The sequence below is a fragment of the Brevibacterium iodinum ATCC 49514 genome, from assembly GCF_900169265.1.
GTDB classification, from domain to species: Bacteria; Actinomycetota; Actinomycetes; order Actinomycetales; family Brevibacteriaceae; genus Brevibacterium; species Brevibacterium iodinum.
Genome location: NZ_FXYX01000001.1, coordinates 103,500 through 123,351, shown reverse-complemented (window position 1 = coordinate 123,351; position 19,852 = coordinate 103,500). Strand labels below are relative to the sequence as shown.

The window sequence follows — 19,852 nt, the reverse complement described above, 5'->3', positions numbered from 1 at the left end:
CAGTTATGAAAGAGTCATTCTCGGACCGTCTCCGGCGCCTGGCGGTGGAAGCCTTCAAGTTCCTCACCGTCGGCGGGCTCGGCTATATCGTCGACGTCGGCCTGTCGAACCTTCTGGCGTACGGGTTCGGTCCGATTCCCGCCCTCCTCGAGGGCAGCCCGATCAAGTCGAAGATCATCTCGACGATCCTGTCGATGATCGTCGTATGGATGGGCAACAAGCTCTGGACCTACGGCGACCGGACCACGAACTCGAACATGCGCGGCATCGTCCTGTTCGTCGCGGTCAACCTCGTCGGCATGATCATCACGGTCATCCCCCTCGGTGTGACCTGGTACCTGCTCGATATGCGCGACCAGCTCACCTATAACATCTCGACGAATGTCATCGGCATCGGACTGGCGATGATCTTCCGCTTCTACGCCTACCGCACCTGGGTGTTCAAGGACCAGGCCCCCGACACCGAGGTGGTCGTTCCCATGGAGGAATCGAGCCGGGTCCCCGACGACCGGGGCTGAGCGCCACCGGCCGCTCGCGCTGCTGGCTCCGCCTCTCTTCCGGCGGCTTGGGTGCTTGCCCGCTTCCTCGTACCTCCGCTTGGGTGGGACAAATGGTCGCGCCCGCCGCAGTTTTCTGTGACCATTTGGACCACCTAGGGACCCCGATGAGCAACTGCTCGCCGCTGGTCAAGAATCCAGGTCGCTATCGGATAGTCTCGGGCGCTGAAATTATCCGGTGCTGACCTATGTTTGGTCTCGAATGTCCATTGGTGACCTATTCTCGGGGCGCCAGGTGCCGCGCCGTCAGCGGGTGCGGCGCAGCTTGCGGTAGGCGCTGACGACGGGGGCCGGGGTGACGGTGCGCAGTTCGGCTCGAATGAGCATCCGCTTCTGCTTGAGCAATGCCGACCGACGGTTCGGCAGTTGACCGGACCGTGCTCGGGTGGCCAACAGCCCCAGGTCTCGGCGCAGCTGTCCGTCTTGCGCGTGGAAGTAGTTCTCGGTCAGCCATTCCTGGTCAGGGAATCCGATTGACCCGGCAGCCACATCGGCCAATGTTCCGGTGGCGCCCGAGCCTTCGAAGACCTCGTTGAGCAGCTCGGCATTGAAGCCGAAGTCAGAGACGAGCAGGGTCGGAATGCCCCGATCGATGGATTCGAGGGCCGCAGTCGAGGACACAGTGACCAGTGCCGAGCCGTCGGTGAGGAAGTCGCTGAGGGGACCATATCCGAGCTCGATGCGGTCCGCTCCAGGTACTCGGCGGGTGCGGAAGTCGTCGATGATCTCGAAGTAGGAATGCTGTTCGTGATGGGTTTCGAACTCACCGGGACGCGACCGCATCTTGATGACCGCCGTCGAATCCGGGCGCCTGTCGGCGAACTCGGCCAGGGCCGCAATGATCGCCTCACGGTCGGCACGCTCGGCCGGAACCTTCGCCTGCGGGGCGAAGAGCAGAGTCCTTGGGGCCGCAGGGGCACCGGTTCGTGCGGCACCCGCCGAGGAAGGCGCGGCGGCGTCGGATGGTGGGGGCGCCTCGGCGAGGGATTCCGCTGGTGCCGCGAGCTGCGGAATGCCTTCCGAACGCAGCATCGGCAAGCGCGCCAACAGAACTTCGCAGGGCACCTGCGATCGTGCGCTCGCCTGGGTGTAGGCGGCCACCTCGGCGGAGGAATGGGCGAGGAACGCATCCATCAGCCGGCGATAATTCATCCCCTTGCCGCTGGCCGGCAGACCCATTCCGGGCAGCCCAGAGACCAGGGCAGGACGGTCCGTGCGGGTGTGCGCGGTGAGGAAGACCTGTGCGACGATCGGGCCGGTGGCGGCGCCGAGGACGATATCGGGGGAGTGATCGGCGATGACCTGAGCGAGGTCGGCCCGCGTGATGACGGGAACCTCGCGGTGCTCCCAATCGGTGCCGGCGACGGCGCTGGCGATCTGCTCATCTGTCGGCAGAATCGGATTGTCGACGAGGAACACGCGTCCCTCCACGTCGGGCAGGGACGATAGCAGCTGGGTCGCCCACTTGAGATACGACTCACTGTCGGAAATCGAGAGGATGCGGATAGGCTCAAGCCCGGCCGATCGCCGAGGCGGCAGCACCGGCCCGTCCGGGCGAGTCGACTGCGACGACTGATTGTCCGCGCGTGTGCGCTCGGACAGATGCGAGGGGCGAGGCGCGGCGTCGGCGAGTGACGGCGGCAGGATGGGACCGCTGTAGTGGGGGTCGCTGGATTCAGGAATCGTCATCTGCCTTGACCGACTGGGCGTTGAGGGACTTTCGCAGACTATCGGGTGAGGCACCGGTCCACCAGTCAGCGGGGATCTCGGTGACCTGGATGTCGACATCGGGGTTGAGCACAGCCAGGGACACCGCCGCCGTCGAGGGCAGGCTGCGGATCGTCGATCTCGGCGGCAGGTTGATCAGCCGCAGCTCGATCGGCAGACCGAGATGCTTGATCCGCACCCGGTCGTCACGGGCGAGATCGGCGAGGAACTCCTCGGTCTCACGGCGATGCGGGTAATAGGTGATCGACCCGTGGGCGTCGATGATGCCGTCGACCCAAGCGCGGTAGGCGAAGGCGTCGATGAGTCCGTCGGCGGCCAGCGACGAACCGATGACTGGATTGTCACGTGGATGGCTGCCGCCGGTGGGCAGTGTCTGCAGGTGTTCGAACTGGTGGCGGGTGATCTCGCCGCCGGATTTGAGGAACGCTTTGCGCAGCGGCTTCGCCACCGGCAGCGCCGTGTGCCAGCGCAGCTTGCCCACAGTGGCGAGGTGGCGCAGTCGATCGGCGACGTGTGCGGCCATCACTGTGCGCGAGGCCTTGAGCTTCTGTCGTGGACGGACCAGCGGACCGCGCTTGGCTGTGAGAATCTCGATCGCCGAATACGTGGCCAATCCGTCGTCGAGGATGACGACTTCGGGCATTCGACGTTCGAGATAGGCCAACGCCAAAGCCTTGTGCACCTGACCCGAGCACGCATCACCGAGGTAGATCCGGTCGAAGTTCGTCTTCCGCAGCACCCCCGGCTTCGCCCCTTCACGCTCGAGGCGCACGTTCTTCGGCAGCCAGGCAGTGTCGAAAGCATCAAGGAAGGACGTCATTCCTTTTGCGTTCGCCCGCGCCCGGATGAGCAGGTCTTCGGTCGGCTCGTGGGATTCGAGAGCTGAGAGGAACTGCAGTGGGGACTCGACGAAAGCGATGGCGCTCCGGCGCTTCTTCGGTGTCACCGCTGTTGGATCCGTTTCATGATGCGTTGTTGTTTTCTTGCCACGGCTTTGATCACGAGCGTTCCTGATCGTTTGATCATCCGCTTAGGAGCAAACGCCTTCGACGTGCTGCCCGGCAGAGCGAGCGCGGTCAGGCGTCGGCGCTTGAAATAGCGACTGAATCGGTCGGCTGACTCGCCGTGGCCTGTGCTGACGTCGAAGACCTCTGTGAGGAAGTCTGTTGCCGCGTCACGCAGATCGTGCGACTGCGTCGGTGCCATGCAGTAGGTGACGGCGGCGAGCAGACGGCTCAGCTGCGGATGTGCGTCGGCCTTTTCCGGGGTGCTGCCGTCGCAGATCTCGGAGATGATCGTCAATGGGATGCGATTGCTGTTCTGATAAGGAGCGATGGCTTCGAGCAGCAGATCCGTACCCACAGCCAGGGCAGGTACCTGATAGATCTGGCGAGCAGTCATCAGCGCGGTCGAGAAGCCGCCGACGATCAGGTCGGGAGCCAGACGATCGATGATGACCTCGGCCATGACGGGCAGGTCGAAAAGTTGCAGAGTGATCCCGAGTTTCTGTGCTGCCTCGAACAGTGGTCCTGTCTGCGAGGGAGGAGCGGCCGGGTGCGGTTTGAACACCACGACTTCCATTCCGCGCGCAGCGGCGGCCTCGATCATGTCGATGTGCAGCTGCGTCTCTTCCTCAGAAGTGATGAGTCCGAGCGCCGACAGATACTGGCCGACAACCAGTGCCCACGGACGTTTGCTCGACGGCGCGGCGCTGAGAACCCCTCCCAGCTCGTCCTCCAGTGCTTCGGCCGAATGCTCGCCGAGCTCGCGCACCACACCGGTGAACGACTCAACACCCAGTGGGCGGTGGACGATTCCGAACTCGCGGAGCAGTTTCGGCGAGATTCCCGGCACCAGCGGCAAGTAATGCAGCACGGACATGCGCTGACCGTTCGTCAGCGGAATCTGATTGCGGGTCGGGCCGAAGCTCATCAGCCCGTCGGCATGTACCCTGATCGTCGCGCGGGAGAACACTCGGCCAAGCGCAATGGCCGGGTTGACCTGGGGCGATTCGATTACGAGTTCGATCTCGTCGGTTTCGTCCAACCCCCACCGGCTACGCAGATACGATTCCACGACCGGCAGATCCGTATGATCGGGCCGCCATGACGAAGGATGGACGTGCAGAGGCGCGAGCGCCTCATTGAGGTTGACGACCCGATCGAACCGGGCGATCAACGAGGCGGCTCCCGGCGAATCGACGAAGGTTTCCGAGAGCTCCATGACCACGGCGTTGTTGCTGACCAGAAGGATCCGTTCGGTCGGAGCCGGGGTGTCCTCGGGCGCGAATCCATCGGTTCCCATCAGCGCCGGAGCCGCTGGCCGGTCGTAGTCACCGCCATCGATTCCTGCCGCCAAGCAGACGAGTTCGAACAGGGTCGAGGCCAGAAAGATCTGTTTCACTTCACCATCTCCAGCATTAACGAAGGTGCGTCATTGAGGTAGCTGCTGACGTTGAGCTGTCGTCCCTGTTTCTGCAGAACGAACTCCTCACGCAGATACTGTGGCGGAATCTTCGCCGAAATCGTTCGTGCACCCCTTCGCAACTGGTTTCGCAGGGACGCCGGCGACGCTGCGAAACGATTGATCTGATGGTCGAGGATTGCCAACCAGTTGCGGATGGCCTTCGGCCATAGTCGGTCGGCGTCCGGTTCGGCAGCGACGAGATCGAAGATCTGTCCGAATGCGCGGATGAAATCCAGCTGTCGAATGTCGACGACACGCGACAGAGAACCCGCCATTCCTCTTCGATAGAGAATCCCTGGAGCATCGACGACGGCGAAGGACTCGGCCTGCAGGTGCAGTCGCCAGATCCAGGACCGGTCTTCGGCAGTCATGAAGTTCTCCGGGAAATGGAGGATCCCCTGTTCGAGCACTCGCCGGTGGAAGATGCCGGCCCAGGCGAACGGATAGTCGACCATCGTCGATTCGTAGACGGGCAGGATCCCCACCTTGGGATCCAATGGCACGTCACGCACCGATATCGGCGCGAGTTTGCGCACCCGTTTGGTCCCCTCGACCGTCGTATGGTCACAGCGGATGAAATCGACTCCGAGCCTATGTGCTGCGGCAAGCATCGAGGACAGATGCCCCGGGGCCAACCAGTCGTCCCCATCGAGGAAGATGATGTGCTCTCCGCGGGCAGATGCCAGCCCCTTGTTTCGGGCATTGGCAAGTCCGGTCGCCTCCGGGTTGGTGAGGACCTCGAAATGAGGGAACCAAGTGCTGAACTCATCGAGCAGCTCCGGCGTCTCATCACTTGATCCGTCATTGACGAAGATCAGCTGAGTGCGGTCCCAGACGGGGCCCTGCTGCCTCAGTGAGCGGAACAGCGTGCTCAGGTAGGGGGCACCATCTTTTGCGGGAATGATGATGCTCAGGTCGAAATCGGTCACGGGCCTTCTCCGAAGATTGCGGTCATGGATTGGTCCACCAGAAAATCAGTGGATCGGACATGGCTGAGCCACCTCGGCGCAGAAAATCCTCGCCGAGGTGGCTCAGCCGCTTGCTCAGGCCGTGACCTTGCGCAGGGAATCGATCTTCGATTCCTCGCCCGGCATGACGCGCTTGACTCCGTCGCCGAATGCGGTTTCGAGGACGCGGACGCCCTTGACGAGGGAGGCGAACTCGCGCGGTTCCATCGAGGCGGACTGGTCGGATCCCCACATGGAGGAATCCAGGGTGATGTGACGTTCGATGGTCACGGCACCCAGTGCGGCTGCGGCGAACGAGATCTCGAGGCCGAGTTCGTGCCCGGAGTAGCCGACGGGAACTCCGTAGCGCTCGCGCATGGCCGGGATGGCCTTGAGGTTGACCTCTTCGGCCGGCAGCGGGTAGGTCGAGGTGGCGTGCATGAGCACGAGCTTGTCCCGGTCGAAGACCTCGACGGCCTTGTCCAGGGTCTCCCAATCGGACATGCCCGAGGAGCACAGGACGGGCTTTCCGGTGGCGGCGATCGCGCGCAGCAGTTCGAAGTCCGTCAGCGAGGCCGAGGCCACCTTGTAGGTCAGAGCATCGAATTCGTTCTCGAGGAAGTCGACGGAGTCGGTGTCCCATGGGGAGGCGAACCACTGCAGTCCGACTTCCTTGGCATAGCGGTCGATCTCAGTGTATTCGTCGATGCCGAACTCGACGCGGTGCTTGTAGTCGATGTAGGTCATCTCGCCCCACGGGGTCGAGCGCATCTTCGACTTCTGGTGTTCGGGAACGGCCACCTCGGGGTTGCGCTTCTGGAACTTCACTGCCTGCGCACCGGCGGTGACGGCGACATCCATGAGCTGCTTGGCGATGTCGACGTCGCCGTTGTGGTTGATGCCGATCTCACCGATCATGTACACGGGCTGGTTCGGGCCGACGAGGTGCTCTCCGATGGCCACGGGGGCGAGTTGATCAGTCATGAAACCTGCTTTCGGTTGGCACGCGAAATCTCCGCGCGGTTAGTGAACTGCGGCTGGTGCCGCGGGACGGACGGTTGCTGGTCGGGGAAGGCGGACGCGTGGCCGGACAGGGCCGCCGACTGGTGGCCGGCCGGGTGTCCTGACTGGTGCTCTGCCAAGGTCGATGGGTGTCCGGTGGGCGACCGCAGTGAGGTCAGGGTTGGATTCGGCAGGGGTTCGGCCGCCTCGACGGGGATGGGAATGAGGTCGCAGACCTCACGCACCGCACCCCGTCCGCCGGGTGTGTCGAGGATGACGCGGGCGGCGGCGAGGACGCGCGGGTGGGCGTCGGCGACGGCGATGGGCCAGCCGACGACGTCGAAGGCCTCGAGATCGTTGATGTCGTTGCCGACGTAGGCGACGCGAGCCGGGTCGAGGTCGTTGGCGGTGATCCATGCGTCGAGGATGCTGGCCTTGTTGTCGATGCCCTGGGCGACGTCGACGCGCAGCTTCTCCGCGCGGCGGGTGACGACGGGGTTGCGTTCCTTCGACAGGATCATCACGGGCACGCCGGACTTCACGAGTCGGGAGATGCCCATGCCGTCGCCGCGATGGACGCGCACCTGTTCGTTTCCGTCCTCGTCGACATAGGCGCCGTCGTCGGTGTGGACGCCGTCGAAGTCGGTGACGAGGGCGTCGACGTCGATGACCTGAGTGGTTTCCTGGGTCTGCGATGCTGCGATGGCGCGGACGAGAGTGAGGTCGGACATGTCGTCGATCTCGCGGGCGTGCTCGGGCGGGACCTCTTCGATGCCGATGCGGCCGAAGAAGCGGTGCTCGTGCTCGATGAGGCCGGAGGTGCGCATGACGTAGAACGCACCGGTTTCGTTGAAGTGCTTGGCGCGGTCCTGGCGGCGCGGCCGGAAGCTGGCTTCGTGTCCGACGGCCACTGCCTGGGTGTCGTCGTCGAGGCGCCACAGGAAGGAGTGGTCTTCGACGGCGGAGAAGACGACATCGGCGTCGTCGTCACGGACCGTGCGCACCGCGTTCTCGATCGAGGCGGAGTCGATGAAGGGGGAGGTGCACTGCATGAACACGGTGATGTCGAAGTCTTCATCGAGGGTCGACAGTGTGTGGATGAGCGCGGATTCGCTGGTGGCGGTGTCGCCGGCGATCTCGGCGGGGCGGTGGGCCACCTCGGCGCCGGCACGCAGGGCTTCGGCTGCGATTCCGTCGTGGTCGGTCGAGACGATCACACGGTCGATGCTGGGGCTGGCCTGGGCGGCGTTGATGGCGCGGGCGAGCAGGGAGATTCCCGCGACCTTCTGCAGGTTCTTCAGCGGGATGCCCTTGGACCCTCCGCGCGCGGGGATGATCGCAACGGTGCGGTGGGGAGTGGGGGAGGAGCTTTCTGCCGCCTGGTTCGCGGCCACGGTGGTGCGCGCATCCGGCTTCATCTCCGACTGAAACTCGGTTGCGTTGGGCTCGTAGGTCGTCGACTGGTCATTCACAATGATTCGACGCTAACGACGGGGTGTTACCTCAAGGTGAACACGCCATGTCGCCGAGGCGACCCTTCGATGGCGGACCCGTGACGGACCAAGCCCGCTGGTCGGCGGCGGGTAGGACCGTGCGGCGAAGTTCAAGCCATCCGCTGTGCCCGCGACCGGTAGCCGTCACACAGAAAGTGCACGGGAGACAACTCGGTGTCAGTATGCTCGGGCGGTGGTCACCTCTGAGTGCACGCTGCCTATGCCGGGCTCATCGCCTTTTGGGTAGGCCTGTGAATCGCTCCATCGCCTTTTGGACGGATCATCGGGTTCGAAGGCGAGTATCTGATCAAAAGGTGATGACGAGTGGAACAGAACTAGATGACGCGCAGTACGAAGCTGCCGGCGGCGTGATTCGACGGAGCCGGTGCGGCGCGTGGGTGTACGCCAACGTCAGCCGGTCAGCGCCACGTGATGTTCCACATGCGGTTGTTCCAGGCCGAGAACGGGATGACCTCACCGGTGTAGACGGGCCAGAAATAGGCGAAGGCGAGGATCGCTGCGACGAGGAACAGGCCGACGCTCAGCCGCCTGGCGAACAGCGCCGCGGAGATCCGGGCGAAACGCTGCTTCGCTGCGGGCCTCGACGGCGTTCGGTCGGTTGCCGACGCTGACGCTGCGGGCCCCGGCGGCGTTCGGTCGGCCGCCGACGCCGCAGCCGATGCCGACGGCCCACGGCCAGCAGCCGGCGGATCGCCTCGGTGCCCGGCCGCTTGCCCGCCCCCGGGCGCTTGACCACTCACAGGCACCCGGCCCCAGACGAGGGTCAGGCAGTACGTCACGGCCAGCACCACAAACGGCACCATGACGATGGTGTAGAAGGTGAAGATCGTCCGCTCCTGGTAGGCGAACCACGGCAGCCAGGTTGCCGCCAGGCCGGCGAGGATGACGGCTGGTCGGACGTCCCGCCGGATGATCCACACGATGAGGCAGACGAGCACTGCCAAGGCGGCCAAGCCCCAGATCACAGGATTGCCCACCGAGGTGATCGCCGAGGAGCACTTCGCGACCGTGCACCCCATATCGCCCCGGTCGTAGGACTCGTAGTAGAACGACGTCGGCCGCCACTGCACGATCCAACCCCACGGGTTCGACATGTACGGATGCTCCGAGTCCAGCCCGACATGGAACGAGTACGCCGTGTAATGATAGTGCGCCAGAGACGGCAGCCAGTCCAACCAGTCCGGCAGCGCACGCCACCAGCCGAAATTCTCCGCAGCCCACTGCCGGTCCCAGGCATCATCCGACCGGATCCACCCGGTCCAGCACGCCACATAGGTCACGAGCGCGATCGGCACGAGCTTGAAGAACGAGGGAATGCTGTCGCGGATGAGCATGCCCAGCCACGGATGCACGACCCCGGCCCGATACCGCGAATGCACATCCCACAGGACGAGCAGAATCCCGAACGCCGCCAGCGCATACAGACCCGACCACTTCACTCCGGTAGCCAAGCCGAGGCTGATCCCCGCGGCGAAGATCCACGGACGCGCGCCGAGGCGGAGCCCGAAGTTGATCAGGTCCCTGGACTTCGTCCGACGCCGACGTCGGGCTTCCGCGGTGGGCGGGGCCGCCTCGGTGATGGGAGCAGCGGAGGAGATCGACTCGGTCAGCGTGGTCGGGAAGGTTCGGGGGACTGCACCCGGGTCGGCGGGGGAGGAAGCGGCCGTCTCGGTGGTGGTCGATGTGGGAGTGGCGGCCGCCTCGGGGAGGGGTTCTGGATTCTGCTGGGTGCGGGACGGTGCGAAGCTGTCTATTTCAGCGGTGCGCTGGGTCCATGCGGCCAGGCGCTTCGTCACCTGCTCGCGGTCGAGGAGGATGAAGAAGAAGGCGAGGAGGACGAAGGCCATGAGCACGATGTCGAGCAGGCTCGTGCGGGAGTGGACGAAGTGCTCGCCGTCGATGGCGAGCAGGCCGGCGGCGACGCAGGCGAAGAATGCCGAGCGGAAGAGCTTCCAGGCGATGACGCCGAGGAGGAAGATCGTCAGCGTGCCGATGATCGCCACGGTGAAGCGCCAGCCGAACGAATCGTCGGCGCCGAAGAGGTCGATGCCCCACCCGATGAGCCACTTGCCCAGCGGCGGGTGGACGACGTATTCGGGGGTGGGTTCGATGACGCTGGGGTCGCCGGCGTTGAAGGAATCGTCGGCGTTCTCGGGCCAGGAGCGTTCGTAGCCGAAGTTGAAGACCGAGTAGCCGTCCTTGACGTAGTAGGTCTCGTCGAAGACCAGTCGGTGTGGGAAATCAAGGCGGAAGAGTCGCAGGGCCGCACCGATGCCGGTGATGACGAGCAGGGCTGGCCACATCCACAGCGGTGCGCGGGTGGCCCACATGCCGGCGTGGAAGGTTTCGCGGCGCATCGCAGCGGCGCCGGCACGCACCTTTTCACGTTTCCTCGCCAGGTGCTCGCGGGCGATGCGCCTCGTGGGGGCCGGGGAGTCTGCGGTGTGTGTCATCGGAGTCCAGTTTAGGGATCTCGGCGGGCGGGGCTCTCATGCGACCCGCAGGGAAGGGCTGCGGTTGTTGACGGGCAGTCGGGCCGGGCATGAGGTTCGGCACCTTGAGCAGGACTCTTGGGCATTCGCCACTGCGCATCACTAGAGTAGTGGGAGACAGCCGGAGTCAGAGCGAATGGTGCACAACGTGTCGAACAACCCCAACTACCGCCCGAGCGACCCTCCCCAGGTCGGCTCGCAGCAGTTCAACAACAACTACGGATCTCAGCCGCAGTACGGTCAGGGACAGTCCGGTCAGTATGGATCCGGCGCGGGCCAGTATGGATCCGGCGCGGGCCAGTATGGATCCGGCGCGGGCCAGTACGGATCCGGCGACGGACAGTATTCGCAGGGACAGCCGTATGGCCAGCAGAACTCCTATGGACAGTCCGGCCCCTACGGCCAGCAGAACGCGTACGGACGGTCAGGCGGATACAGCCAGCCCGGTGCCTACAGCCAGCCGGGAGCGTACGATGCCTACAGCCAGCCGGGAGCGTACAGCCAGCCGATGACCTACGGCGCGCAGCCGGTCTTCGTTCGGCCCGCACCCAACAAGATGGCCGTATGGTCGATGTGGATGGGCATCGCCGGAATCGGCGGCGGATTCGTCTGCGGTCTGCTCTCGATGATTCCGGTCATCGGCATCATCTTCAGCATCATCGCGATGTTCCTGTGGATCGCACCGGTGCTCGCCGTCATCTTCGGCCACATCGGCCTCGGCCAGATCAAGCGCACCGGCGAGGAAGGCCGCGGACAGGCGATCGCCGGTCTCATCATCGGCTACGTGACGATCGCTCTGGGCCTCATCATGGCGATCGTCATGATCGGCATCCTGGGCATCGGCTTCCTGGGCATGATGAGCAGCTACTGAGTTGCCCCGGGTGACCTCGGCGCAGTCCCGGGTGACCTCGGCGGACGGCCGAGGTCACCCGGGTACGGGACGGTCGGGCCGCTCGGCACGACCCGGGACTCGCCTGCCCGTGGCGCTGCGTGCACCCCAAGGCCACACGGGTACGGGACGGTCGGGCCGCCTCGGCGAGGGGAATCTGCAACCTGTGGTGCAGGACTGCAACACGATTCGGCCGCCGCACTCGCCGCAGGTGGGTAGCGTTGATCTCAGACATCGGGACGACCGTCGAGGACGGCCCCGGAACAGCCCTGACGATCAACGACAGCCAGCGGAACGGAACGGACATGAACACTCGCGTACTGCCACTCGGGAACACCTACACCGGATCGAACGGTTCGGTCCACACCCCCGTCGCAGTCCACACGCCCGCACCGGACTGCACACCGGCACCGGTGCGCACACCCGCCCTGGTTCCGGCGCCGGTTCAGGCACCAGTGACGTACGGAAACCGAGCACCGGTCGTCGTCTACCAGCAGGTGGCGCCGACGAACTCCTCGTCGATCGTCGCGCTGGTGCTCGGCCTCATCTCGTTCATCTCCTCGTTCTTCTTCCTCGGCTTCGTCGGCATCATCTTCGGCCACATCGCCCGTTCGCAGATCAAGGCCCGCGGAGAGCGCGGCAACGGAATGGCCGTCGCCGGGCTATGGCTGGGGTACCTCAGCGTGATCTTCTGGATCGTGTTCTGGCTGATCTACTTCGGCGTCATCGCGCTCGTCATCGGCGCCTCGATCGCCGCTGGAAACGCAACCGTCAACTGATGCCGCATCACCGCAGCTAGGCAGACCCGGCATCCCACCCCACGGTCTCGCACCTTCAACTGTGATTGACCTGTAACCGCCCCGCCTTTTGCCGCCACCGACGACTCTGTACCGTTGAAGGCAACCACAAGGAGACTTCGCTATGAGCAGCCAGAACAACTGGGACAACCCGGACATGTACTACCAGCAGCCCCAGTCGAACACCGGCGGCTCATACGGTGCCCAGTCCTACGGCCAAAACAACGCCTACGCAGCCAACGCCCAGTACGCCGGCGGCCCCGGATACGTCTACCAGCCGCTTCCGCCGACGAACGTGCTCGCGATCATCGGAATGTGCGCCTCGATCTTGGGCGTCATCTCGTCATTCTTCCTTCTCGGCATCGCCGGCATCGTGATGGGCCACATCGCCCGCAAACAGATCCGCGAACGTGGTGAACGCGGCGACGGCATGGCGATCGCAGCCCTGTGGGTCGGCTACGTAGGCACCGCCCTTTGGATTCTCTTCTGGGTCTTCTTCGTCCTCCTCTATCTCGGCATGTTCGCGTTGATCTTCGCAGCTGAAGGCGCTTCGTGACCGAGGATTCCTCGAATCCGAACTCTGAGTTCACCTCAGACGCGGATCCGGCCTCAGACGAGGACCCCACCGAGGCGGCCGGCCACGGAGCCGACGACAACCCCACCGAGGCGGCGCCGTCCGACGACATCGACCTGACCGATGACGCGGGGCCAAGAATCGGTCCGATCCTCACCGGCGGTCGACTGATCCTGGCCGGGACTCCGATCGGCAACCTCGGCGATGCGAGCCCGCGGATGCGGGAGGCCATCGAAACTGCCGATGTCATCGCCGCCGAGGACACGCGGCGGTTCCTATCGCTCGCGCAGCGGCTCAACCTCACGCACACGAAGCGTGTCATCAGCGTCTTCGACCACAACGAGGGCCACCGTGCCCCCGAACTCGTCGACATCATCGCTGCAGGTGAGACCGTCGTCCTGCTCTCCGACGCGGGAATGCCCGCCGTCTCCGACCCCGGCTACCGCGTGGTCAAGGCCTGCGCCGAGGCGGGACTTCCGATCACGTCGACGCCGGGCCCGTCCGCGGTGCTCATGGCACTCGCGGTCTCGGGACTGCCGAGCGATCGGTTCAGCTTCGAAGGGTTCCTGCCGCGCAAGTCCGGGCAGCGCAAGACCCTGCTGACCGAGCTCAAGGCCGAGAAGCGGACGATGGTCTTCTTCGAAAGCCCGCACCGCATCGCCGATGCGATGGACGACTTCGCCGAGATCATCGGCGTCGACCGGCCCATGGCCATCAGCCGCGAGCTGACGAAGACCTACGAGGAGACTCTGCGCGGAACCGTCGGTTCCCTGCGGGATCAGGCCGCTGGAGGACTGCGCGGGGAGCTGACCCTTGTGCTCGCCGGCGCCACCGAGGTCGAAACGGCTCCGGAGGACCACCTCGGCGAGGTCAGCGCACTGGTCGACTCCGGAGTACGTGCCAAGGACGCGGCCGGACAAGTGGCGAAGAAGTTCGGCCTGTCCAAGCGCGATATCTACGAGGCCTGGCTCCACCGCGAGTGACACGACTCGTGCGCAACTGGCTGTGGATAGCCGGCAGCCCAGTTTCGGGTGGATAGCCCAAGGCAGAAAGTGGGCTACTCACCTCAACCTGGGCCATCAGCGCGGTTGACCTACTCCTCAAACGAGCCTGGGGCGAAAGGCACGAGCCGCTGAAGCCGGTCGACGACTCGACTCGAGCGCTGAGGCTTGTTGATTGACTCCTTACTGAGGCGCTGTCGCCGTGTGGACCCCGGAGTTGATTCCACAGCAACAGGATTGAGCATTGCTGAATCGAAGTGGATTTCGGCAGTGTGCCGGCATGAAGAACAACGTCGTGTATTTCACGGACTTTCGCAATGCTGGAGCCTCAACGGCAGACATCCGCAGTGCTTTGGGCTGCTGTCTGCGGAAGCTCTCTCGTGGAGTCTATACAGTCGTCAGACGTTGTGAAGTCCGTGCCCACCGATTCCTCTCTCCCTTCGCCACGGACTCGGCTTGGATGACCTATCACGAGGAAGGACGCGACAAGGAGCGGTCCCAGCAGCGCAGATACGAGGCGAATCTGAAGCGTCTGCAGGTCCTCCACTATCCCCACTACCGCGCAGGAGACATCGTGTTCGGGATTTCGGCGGCCCGGCTGCACAGAATCGGTATGTTCGATGAGCCGGACGAACCAGTATCGGTGTTCCACCCCGTATCAAGCACCAAATCACCCGAGCTGATCAGGCGACGCAGAACAATCGCAGCTGAAGACGTCTCCGAGGTGGAAGGGCTTCGCGTCACTACTCCGGCTCGAACTGCATTGGATCTGCGGGCGGAACTCGGCAGCGCTGCGGCGTTTGCCGCGATGGAGCAGGTGGTCAGATGGCATCTTCTCGGCGACGACGAGGATCTGATCTTCAGGCTCGGGTATCCGGCACATCTGCTGGACGAGGTTCCGGGTGCAGTCGCAGCTCTGTTCGCAGCGCCCATTGATCGCCTGGCACGGGGCGCAAAGGTGGCCGCGAGACTGGTCTCACTCGCATCACCGTTGTCCGAAAGCTATGCGGAGAGCAGAGCCGCCTTCAATCTGCATCTTCTGGGTCTGCACGACTTCGTGCAGCAGGTGAATATTGCCGATGGCAGCCGACTTCTCACGAGACTCGACTTCCTGTTCCGTGACGATAGAGTCGCACTCTACGTCGATGGGACGCAGAAGTACGTTGATGGCGGCTTCGACGTCATGAACAAGGAGAGCCGACAGCACAATCGTCTGCTGGCGATGGGCTATAAGATCGTGCGCTTCAAATTCAATGAAGTTCTGGACCCGAAGACCTTCGGACAGAAGCTCTTCTTTCAGGCACCTGAACTACGTCGTCGATGTGGGAAACCGCTGGTTCTGTGAGCTGGTGTCCAGGTGCGAACTGTTTCAGCCCAGTCCGAAGTGAGCAGCTCACCTTCAAACATGGGCTACTCACCGCAAATTGGGCTATTCACGAATCCTCGGCAAGTCCACCCTCACCAGCCCATGCGCGCCCGTCGCGCCGCGTCCCTTAGACTGAGTTCCCTATGGGTTACTACTTGACGACAGCGATTGCCTACCCCAACGGGGCCATTCACATCGGGCATGCCTATGAGTACATTGCGGCCGACACGATCGCCCGGTTCAAGCGACTGGACAATCACGAGGTCTTCTTCTGCACCGGCACGGACGAGCACGGACTGAAGATGCTGCAGGCGGCGAACAAGCTCGGCATCACGCCCAAGGAGCTCGCCGACGACAACGCGAAGAACTTCCGCGACACCCAACTCGCCCTCGGCTCGACCTTCGACCGGTTCATCCGCACCACCGACGAAGACCACTACGCAGCCTCGCAGGCCATCTGGCGCAAGCTCGAAGAGGCCGGCGACATCTACCTCGACACGTACTCCGGCTGGTACTCCGTGCGCGATGAGGCCTTCTACACCGACGACGAGACCGAGGTCGTCGACGGCGTGCGCCTGTCCAAGGAGACCCGCACCGAGGTGACCTGGACCGAAGAGGAGTCCTACTTCTTCCGCCTCTCGAAGTACCAGGACAAGCTGCTCGAGCTGTACAAGAACCACCCCGAGTTCATCGGCCCCGACTCCCGCCGCAACGAGATCGCCTCGTTCGTCGCCTCCGGGCTCAAGGACCTCTCGGTCTCCCGCACGACCTTCGACTGGGGTGTGCCAGTGCCCGGCAACGAGAAGCACGTGATGTACGTGTGGATCGACGCTCTGACGAACTACATCACCGCCGCCGGTTACCCCGACGACGAGGAGAAGTTCGCGAAGTGGTGGCCCGCGGACGTCCATATCATCGGCAAGGACATCATCCGCTTCCACTCGGTCTACTGGCCCGCGTTCCTCATGAGTGCCGGTATCGAGTTGCCCAAGCGCGTCCACGCCCACGGCTTCCTCTTCAACTCCGGTGAGAAGATGTCGAAGTCCGTCGGCAACGTCGTCGACCCCCTCGACCTCGTTGATGCCTTCGGCCTGGACACTCTGCGCTTCTTCCTCTTCCGCGAGTTCTCCTACGGCCACGACGGCTCGTACACGAAGGACTCGATCATCACTCGGAAGAACTCCGACCTCGCCAACGAATACGGCAACCTCGCCCAGCGCTCGCTGTCGATGATCCAGAAGAACTGCGACGCCCAGGTCCCGCAGCCGGGCGAGCTCACCGAGGCGGACGAGAAACTCCTCGCCCTCGCCCGCGCCGTGCCCGACACCGCCCGACGCCACGTCGACACCCAGGCTCTCCACCTCTACGTCGAGGCTTGCTGGAAGGTGCTGTCCGAGGCCAACCGCTACTTCTCCGCTCAGGAGCCGTGGAAGCTGAAGAAGACCGACCCCGACCGCATGGCCACCGTGCTGTGGGTGACGATCGAGGTCGTGCGCATCATCTCCATCCTCATCCAGCCGGTCATGCCCGATTCCGCGGGCAAGATCCTCGACCTCCTCGGTGTGCCCGAAGGCAGCGGTGAGGCCGGGGCGAAGGTCTTGCCGACCGCCGTCGATTCCGGATCCGGCGCCGAGGCGATGGGTGCCGTGTCCGCGGGTGCGGGCATCGGCGTCGCCGCCGGTGCCGCCTATGCTTCGGCCGCCCTGGCACCGAACGTCGCCGAGGCCGCTGCCGATGGCATCGCCGCCGCCGAGGCGGATCACCGGTCGTTCGCGGCCGTCGGGTTCCCGCTCGAGCCGGGCACACCCCTGCCGAAGCCCGAACCCGTGTTCCCGAAGTTCGTGGAGGAGACCGAATAATGGCCTCGCGCGCCGCCGGAACCTATCCACCGGTGCCCGATCCGCTCGCTCACCCCATCGTCGACACCCACACCCACCTAGACATCTGCACGGGTGTGCGGCTGCCGCTCGGCGCCGGCGAACCCGAGCCCGAGGTGACCCCGGAGTCGGACGAAGAGTTCCCGACGCTGGATTTCTTCCATGACACCGCCGCCGAGGCGGGGATCCGTCGCATCGTCCAGATCGGCTGCGACCTTCCGGCCGCCCGGTGGACGACGGAGCTCGTGGCCTCCCAATATTCAGGCACCCCCGCCGAGGCGGCCGACCCCCGCACCGTGCCCATTCCTCCCGCCGAGGGGCGGACGTGGATGATCGGCGGAGCCGCCCTGCACCCGAACGAGGCACCGCGGCTGGCCGAACGCGGCCTGCTCGACGACGCCCTGACCGAGATCGAATCGCTCGTGAGCTCGCATGAGCGCATGCGTGTGGTGGGGGAGACCGGTCTCGATTACTTCCGCACAGCTGAGGAGGGCGTCGCTGAGCAGCAGCGCTCCTTCCGTGCCCATATCGAGATCGCCAAGCGCACCGGACGCGCCCTGCAGATCCACGACCGGGAGGCACACGCCGATGTGCTGCGCATCCTCAAAGAGGAAGGCGCCCCGGAGGTTACGATCTTCCACTGCTACTCCGGTGACGAGGCGATGGCCCGCGAGTGTGCCGCGGAAGGCTACTACATGTCGTTCGCCGGCAACCTCACGTTCAAGAACGCCGATGAGCTGCGGCGGGCCGCGGCGGCGGCTCCGCTGGAGTTGCTGCTGACGGAGACCGACGCACCGTTCCTCACCCCGCACCCGCATCGCGGGAAGCCGGGAGGTCCCTACCTCACGGCGATCACGGCGCGGAAACTCGCCGAGGTGCGCGGGATGAGCGAAGAGGATCTCTGTGCTGCCGTGTGGACCAACGCGGAGCAAGCTCTCGGCAGCTGGGACTGAGAACTCCAGCCGATCGATGAGGCAGCCGACCGTTGGCGCGTGTCGCACAGCGACCGTCGGGCTGGCCCGAGCCTCAGGCTCAGTGAGCGAGGTAACGAATCGGTGCGCCGCCTCGGCGAGGAAATATCGCGGTCGGGAATGCCCCTAAAACATGGGGAACTCCAGGTCAGACACGCCCTCAGGAAACTCACACCGTTACATTTCCGTGATATTTTGCGAACCGTGTAACGAATCGGTTACAGTGAACGGGTCAATAAACTCTGCTCAGGGATATTTTTGTGATTGATTTTCTGAAGAACCGCAAGGTTCAGATCGCTGCACAGGCGGTCGTGATCACCGGACTCGTCGGTGGCACGGGCGCGGTTGTGACCATGAACAAGCCCGTGACCTTGGAGGTCAACGGACAGGCCGAAGAGATCCGAACCTTCGGTGGAACGGTCGGGGACATCCTCGACAGCCACGAAATCGATGTCGATAAGCGCGACCAGGTCAAGCCCGGTGTGGGCACCAAGGTCGACCGTGACATGACGATCACCGTCAACACGGCGAAGAAGGTTGCGCTGTCCGTCGATGGCAAAGAGACGAACGAATGGACCAACGCGAACACCGTGGGTCAGGCTCTGGCCGACCTCGGTGTCGACGCGAAGGGCGCCGACCTCAACGCGAAGGCCAGCCAGCGTCTGAAGGACAAGGGCAATGACATCGAGGTGACCACGTCGAAAGACCTCACCGTCGTTGCCGATGGCAAGGACCACAAGGTCTCTGCCGCCGTGGGCACCGCGAAGGAAGCTCTCAAGGACACGGGCGTCAAGCTCGACAAAGACGACTTCCTGTCCGTGCCGATGTCCGCAGAAGTCTCCGACGGTCAGGTGCTGACCGTCAACCGTGTGAAGAACGACACCGTCAAGGACAAGCAGGCCATCAAGGCCAAGGTCGAGACCAAGAAGTCCGGCTCCCTCTACGAGGGCGAGACCAAGGTCGAGACCGAAGGCAAGGACGGCGAGAAGCAGGTCACCTACAAGGTCAAGACGATCAACGGCGAAGAGGTCAAGAAAGAGAAGAAGGACGAGAAAGTCGTCTCCGAACCCAAGGCCAAGGTCGTCATCCAGGGCACCAAGAAGAAGGAAGCGCCGGCCGACACCGGCGGCTCCGACTCGGGTGCCTCCGGTGATTCCGGTTCGGGCGATTCCGGTTCGGGCGATTCCGGTGACTCCGGTTCGGGCGACTCCGGTTCGGGCGACTCCGGTTCGGGCGACTCCGGTTCGGGTGACTCCGGTGACTCGAGCACCGGCGGCGGATCCGGTTCCGGCGGCGGCGACATGAGCACCGCGGAGATCAAGGCCATGCTCGGTGGGCCCGGATCCAAGTGGTACCAGGTCGCCAAGTGCGAGTCGGAATTCAACCCCCGTGCGGTCAACAAGTCGAACAACGCACACTTCGGTCTGTTCCAGTTCAAGCTCCAGACCTGGCAGTCCATGGGCGGCAGCGGCAACCCGGTTGACGCCAGCCCGCGGGAGCAGTTCGAGCGTGCCAAGAAGCTCCAGGCCGCAGCCGGCTGGGGACAGTGGGCCTGCGCCTGATTGACGAAAAACTCTGGCCGTCATTGACAACAGATATCGACAACTGAGCTGAGGCGGTCAGCAAGGAGCGTGGGCCCCGAGGAGAGATCCTCGGGGCCCACGCTTTTCG

16 protein-coding genes are annotated in these 19,852 nt (G+C 64.2%); 9 read left to right on the top strand and 7 right to left on the bottom strand.

Annotated elements, in window-relative coordinates; all coding sequences use genetic code 11:
* The first annotated feature begins 5 nt into the window (after positions 1-5).
* Positions 6-518: a GtrA family protein gene (locus BI49514_RS00540; RefSeq protein WP_101543404.1), complete on the top strand. Its 513-nt coding sequence runs from the start codon at positions 6-8 to the stop codon at positions 516-518.
* A gap of 285 nt (positions 519-803) precedes the next feature.
* Here the strand turns inward: BI49514_RS00540 and BI49514_RS00535 are convergent, their stop codons facing one another.
* The 7 genes from BI49514_RS00535 to BI49514_RS00505 form a co-directional block, all read right to left on the bottom strand.
* Positions 804-2,246, bottom strand: a complete 1,443-nt coding sequence (locus tag BI49514_RS00535) for a DUF6716 putative glycosyltransferase (RefSeq protein ID WP_244195183.1) — start codon at positions 2,244-2,246, stop codon at positions 804-806.
* The gene (locus BI49514_RS00530; RefSeq protein ID WP_101543402.1) at positions 2,233-3,231 is read right to left on the bottom strand and encodes a polysialyltransferase family glycosyltransferase; all 999 of its coding nucleotides are present in this window, start codon (positions 3,229-3,231) and stop codon (positions 2,233-2,235) included. The genes BI49514_RS00535 and BI49514_RS00530 overlap by 14 nt, the downstream gene beginning before the upstream one ends.
* Positions 3,228-4,688, bottom strand: a complete 1,461-nt coding sequence (locus tag BI49514_RS00525; RefSeq protein ID WP_101543400.1) for a polysialyltransferase family glycosyltransferase — start codon at positions 4,686-4,688, stop codon at positions 3,228-3,230. Before BI49514_RS00525 ends, BI49514_RS00530 begins: the two co-directional genes overlap by 4 nt.
* Positions 4,685-5,680: a glycosyltransferase family 2 protein gene (locus BI49514_RS00520; RefSeq protein WP_101543397.1), complete on the bottom strand. Its 996-nt coding sequence runs from the start codon at positions 5,678-5,680 to the stop codon at positions 4,685-4,687. The genes BI49514_RS00525 and BI49514_RS00520 overlap by 4 nt, the downstream gene beginning before the upstream one ends.
* A gap of 114 nt (positions 5,681-5,794) precedes the next feature.
* A complete protein-coding gene (locus tag BI49514_RS00515; protein WP_101543395.1) occupies positions 5,795-6,682 on the bottom strand; it encodes an N-acetylneuraminate synthase family protein in 888 nt (295 codons plus the stop codon).
* Positions 6,679-8,172: an acylneuraminate cytidylyltransferase gene (locus tag BI49514_RS00510; protein ID WP_244195182.1), complete on the bottom strand. Its 1,494-nt coding sequence runs from the start codon at positions 8,170-8,172 to the stop codon at positions 6,679-6,681. Before BI49514_RS00510 ends, BI49514_RS00515 begins: the two co-directional genes overlap by 4 nt.
* Before the next feature lie 440 nt (positions 8,173-8,612).
* Positions 8,613-10,667, bottom strand: coding sequence for a dolichyl-phosphate-mannose--protein mannosyltransferase (locus tag BI49514_RS00505; RefSeq protein ID WP_244195181.1), 2,055 nt, complete (start codon positions 10,665-10,667; stop codon positions 8,613-8,615).
* A gap of 187 nt (positions 10,668-10,854) precedes the next feature.
* Between BI49514_RS00505 and BI49514_RS00495 the strand changes: the two genes are divergently transcribed.
* From BI49514_RS00495 to BI49514_RS00460, 8 genes are all read left to right on the top strand, one after another.
* The gene (locus BI49514_RS00495; protein ID WP_244195180.1) at positions 10,855-11,577 is read left to right on the top strand and encodes a DUF4190 domain-containing protein; all 723 of its coding nucleotides are present in this window, start codon (positions 10,855-10,857) and stop codon (positions 11,575-11,577) included.
* Between the two features lie 239 nt (positions 11,578-11,816).
* Entirely contained in the window at positions 11,817-12,374 is a 558-nt protein-coding gene (locus BI49514_RS00490; protein WP_101543393.1) for a DUF4190 domain-containing protein, read from the top strand.
* Positions 12,375-12,516: 142 nt separating this feature from the next.
* Entirely contained in the window at positions 12,517-12,948 is a 432-nt protein-coding gene (locus tag BI49514_RS00485; RefSeq protein ID WP_101543391.1) for a DUF4190 domain-containing protein, read from the top strand.
* 128 nt (positions 12,949-13,076) lie between these two features.
* Positions 13,077-13,949 carry a 16S rRNA (cytidine(1402)-2'-O)-methyltransferase gene (rsmI, locus tag BI49514_RS00480; protein ID WP_101544014.1) on the top strand — a complete coding sequence of 291 codons (873 nt, stop codon included), beginning with the start codon at positions 13,077-13,079 and terminating at the stop codon, positions 13,947-13,949.
* Between the two features lie 298 nt (positions 13,950-14,247).
* Positions 14,248-15,312 carry a hypothetical protein gene (locus BI49514_RS00475; protein ID WP_145996167.1) on the top strand — a complete coding sequence of 355 codons (1,065 nt, stop codon included), beginning with the start codon at positions 14,248-14,250 and terminating at the stop codon, positions 15,310-15,312.
* A 164-nt stretch (positions 15,313-15,476) separates the two neighbouring features.
* Positions 15,477-17,192, top strand: a complete 1,716-nt coding sequence (gene metG, locus BI49514_RS00470; RefSeq protein ID WP_101543387.1) for a methionine--tRNA ligase — start codon at positions 15,477-15,479, stop codon at positions 17,190-17,192.
* Positions 17,192-18,163 carry a TatD family hydrolase gene (locus BI49514_RS00465; protein WP_101543385.1) on the top strand — a complete coding sequence of 324 codons (972 nt, stop codon included), beginning with the start codon at positions 17,192-17,194 and terminating at the stop codon, positions 18,161-18,163. The genes metG and BI49514_RS00465 overlap by 1 nt, the downstream gene beginning before the upstream one ends.
* Positions 18,164-18,441: 278 nt before the next feature.
* Positions 18,442-19,743, top strand: coding sequence for a resuscitation-promoting factor (locus tag BI49514_RS00460; RefSeq protein ID WP_101543383.1), 1,302 nt, complete (start codon positions 18,442-18,444; stop codon positions 19,741-19,743).
* The last annotated feature ends 109 nt before the right edge of the window (positions 19,744-19,852 follow it).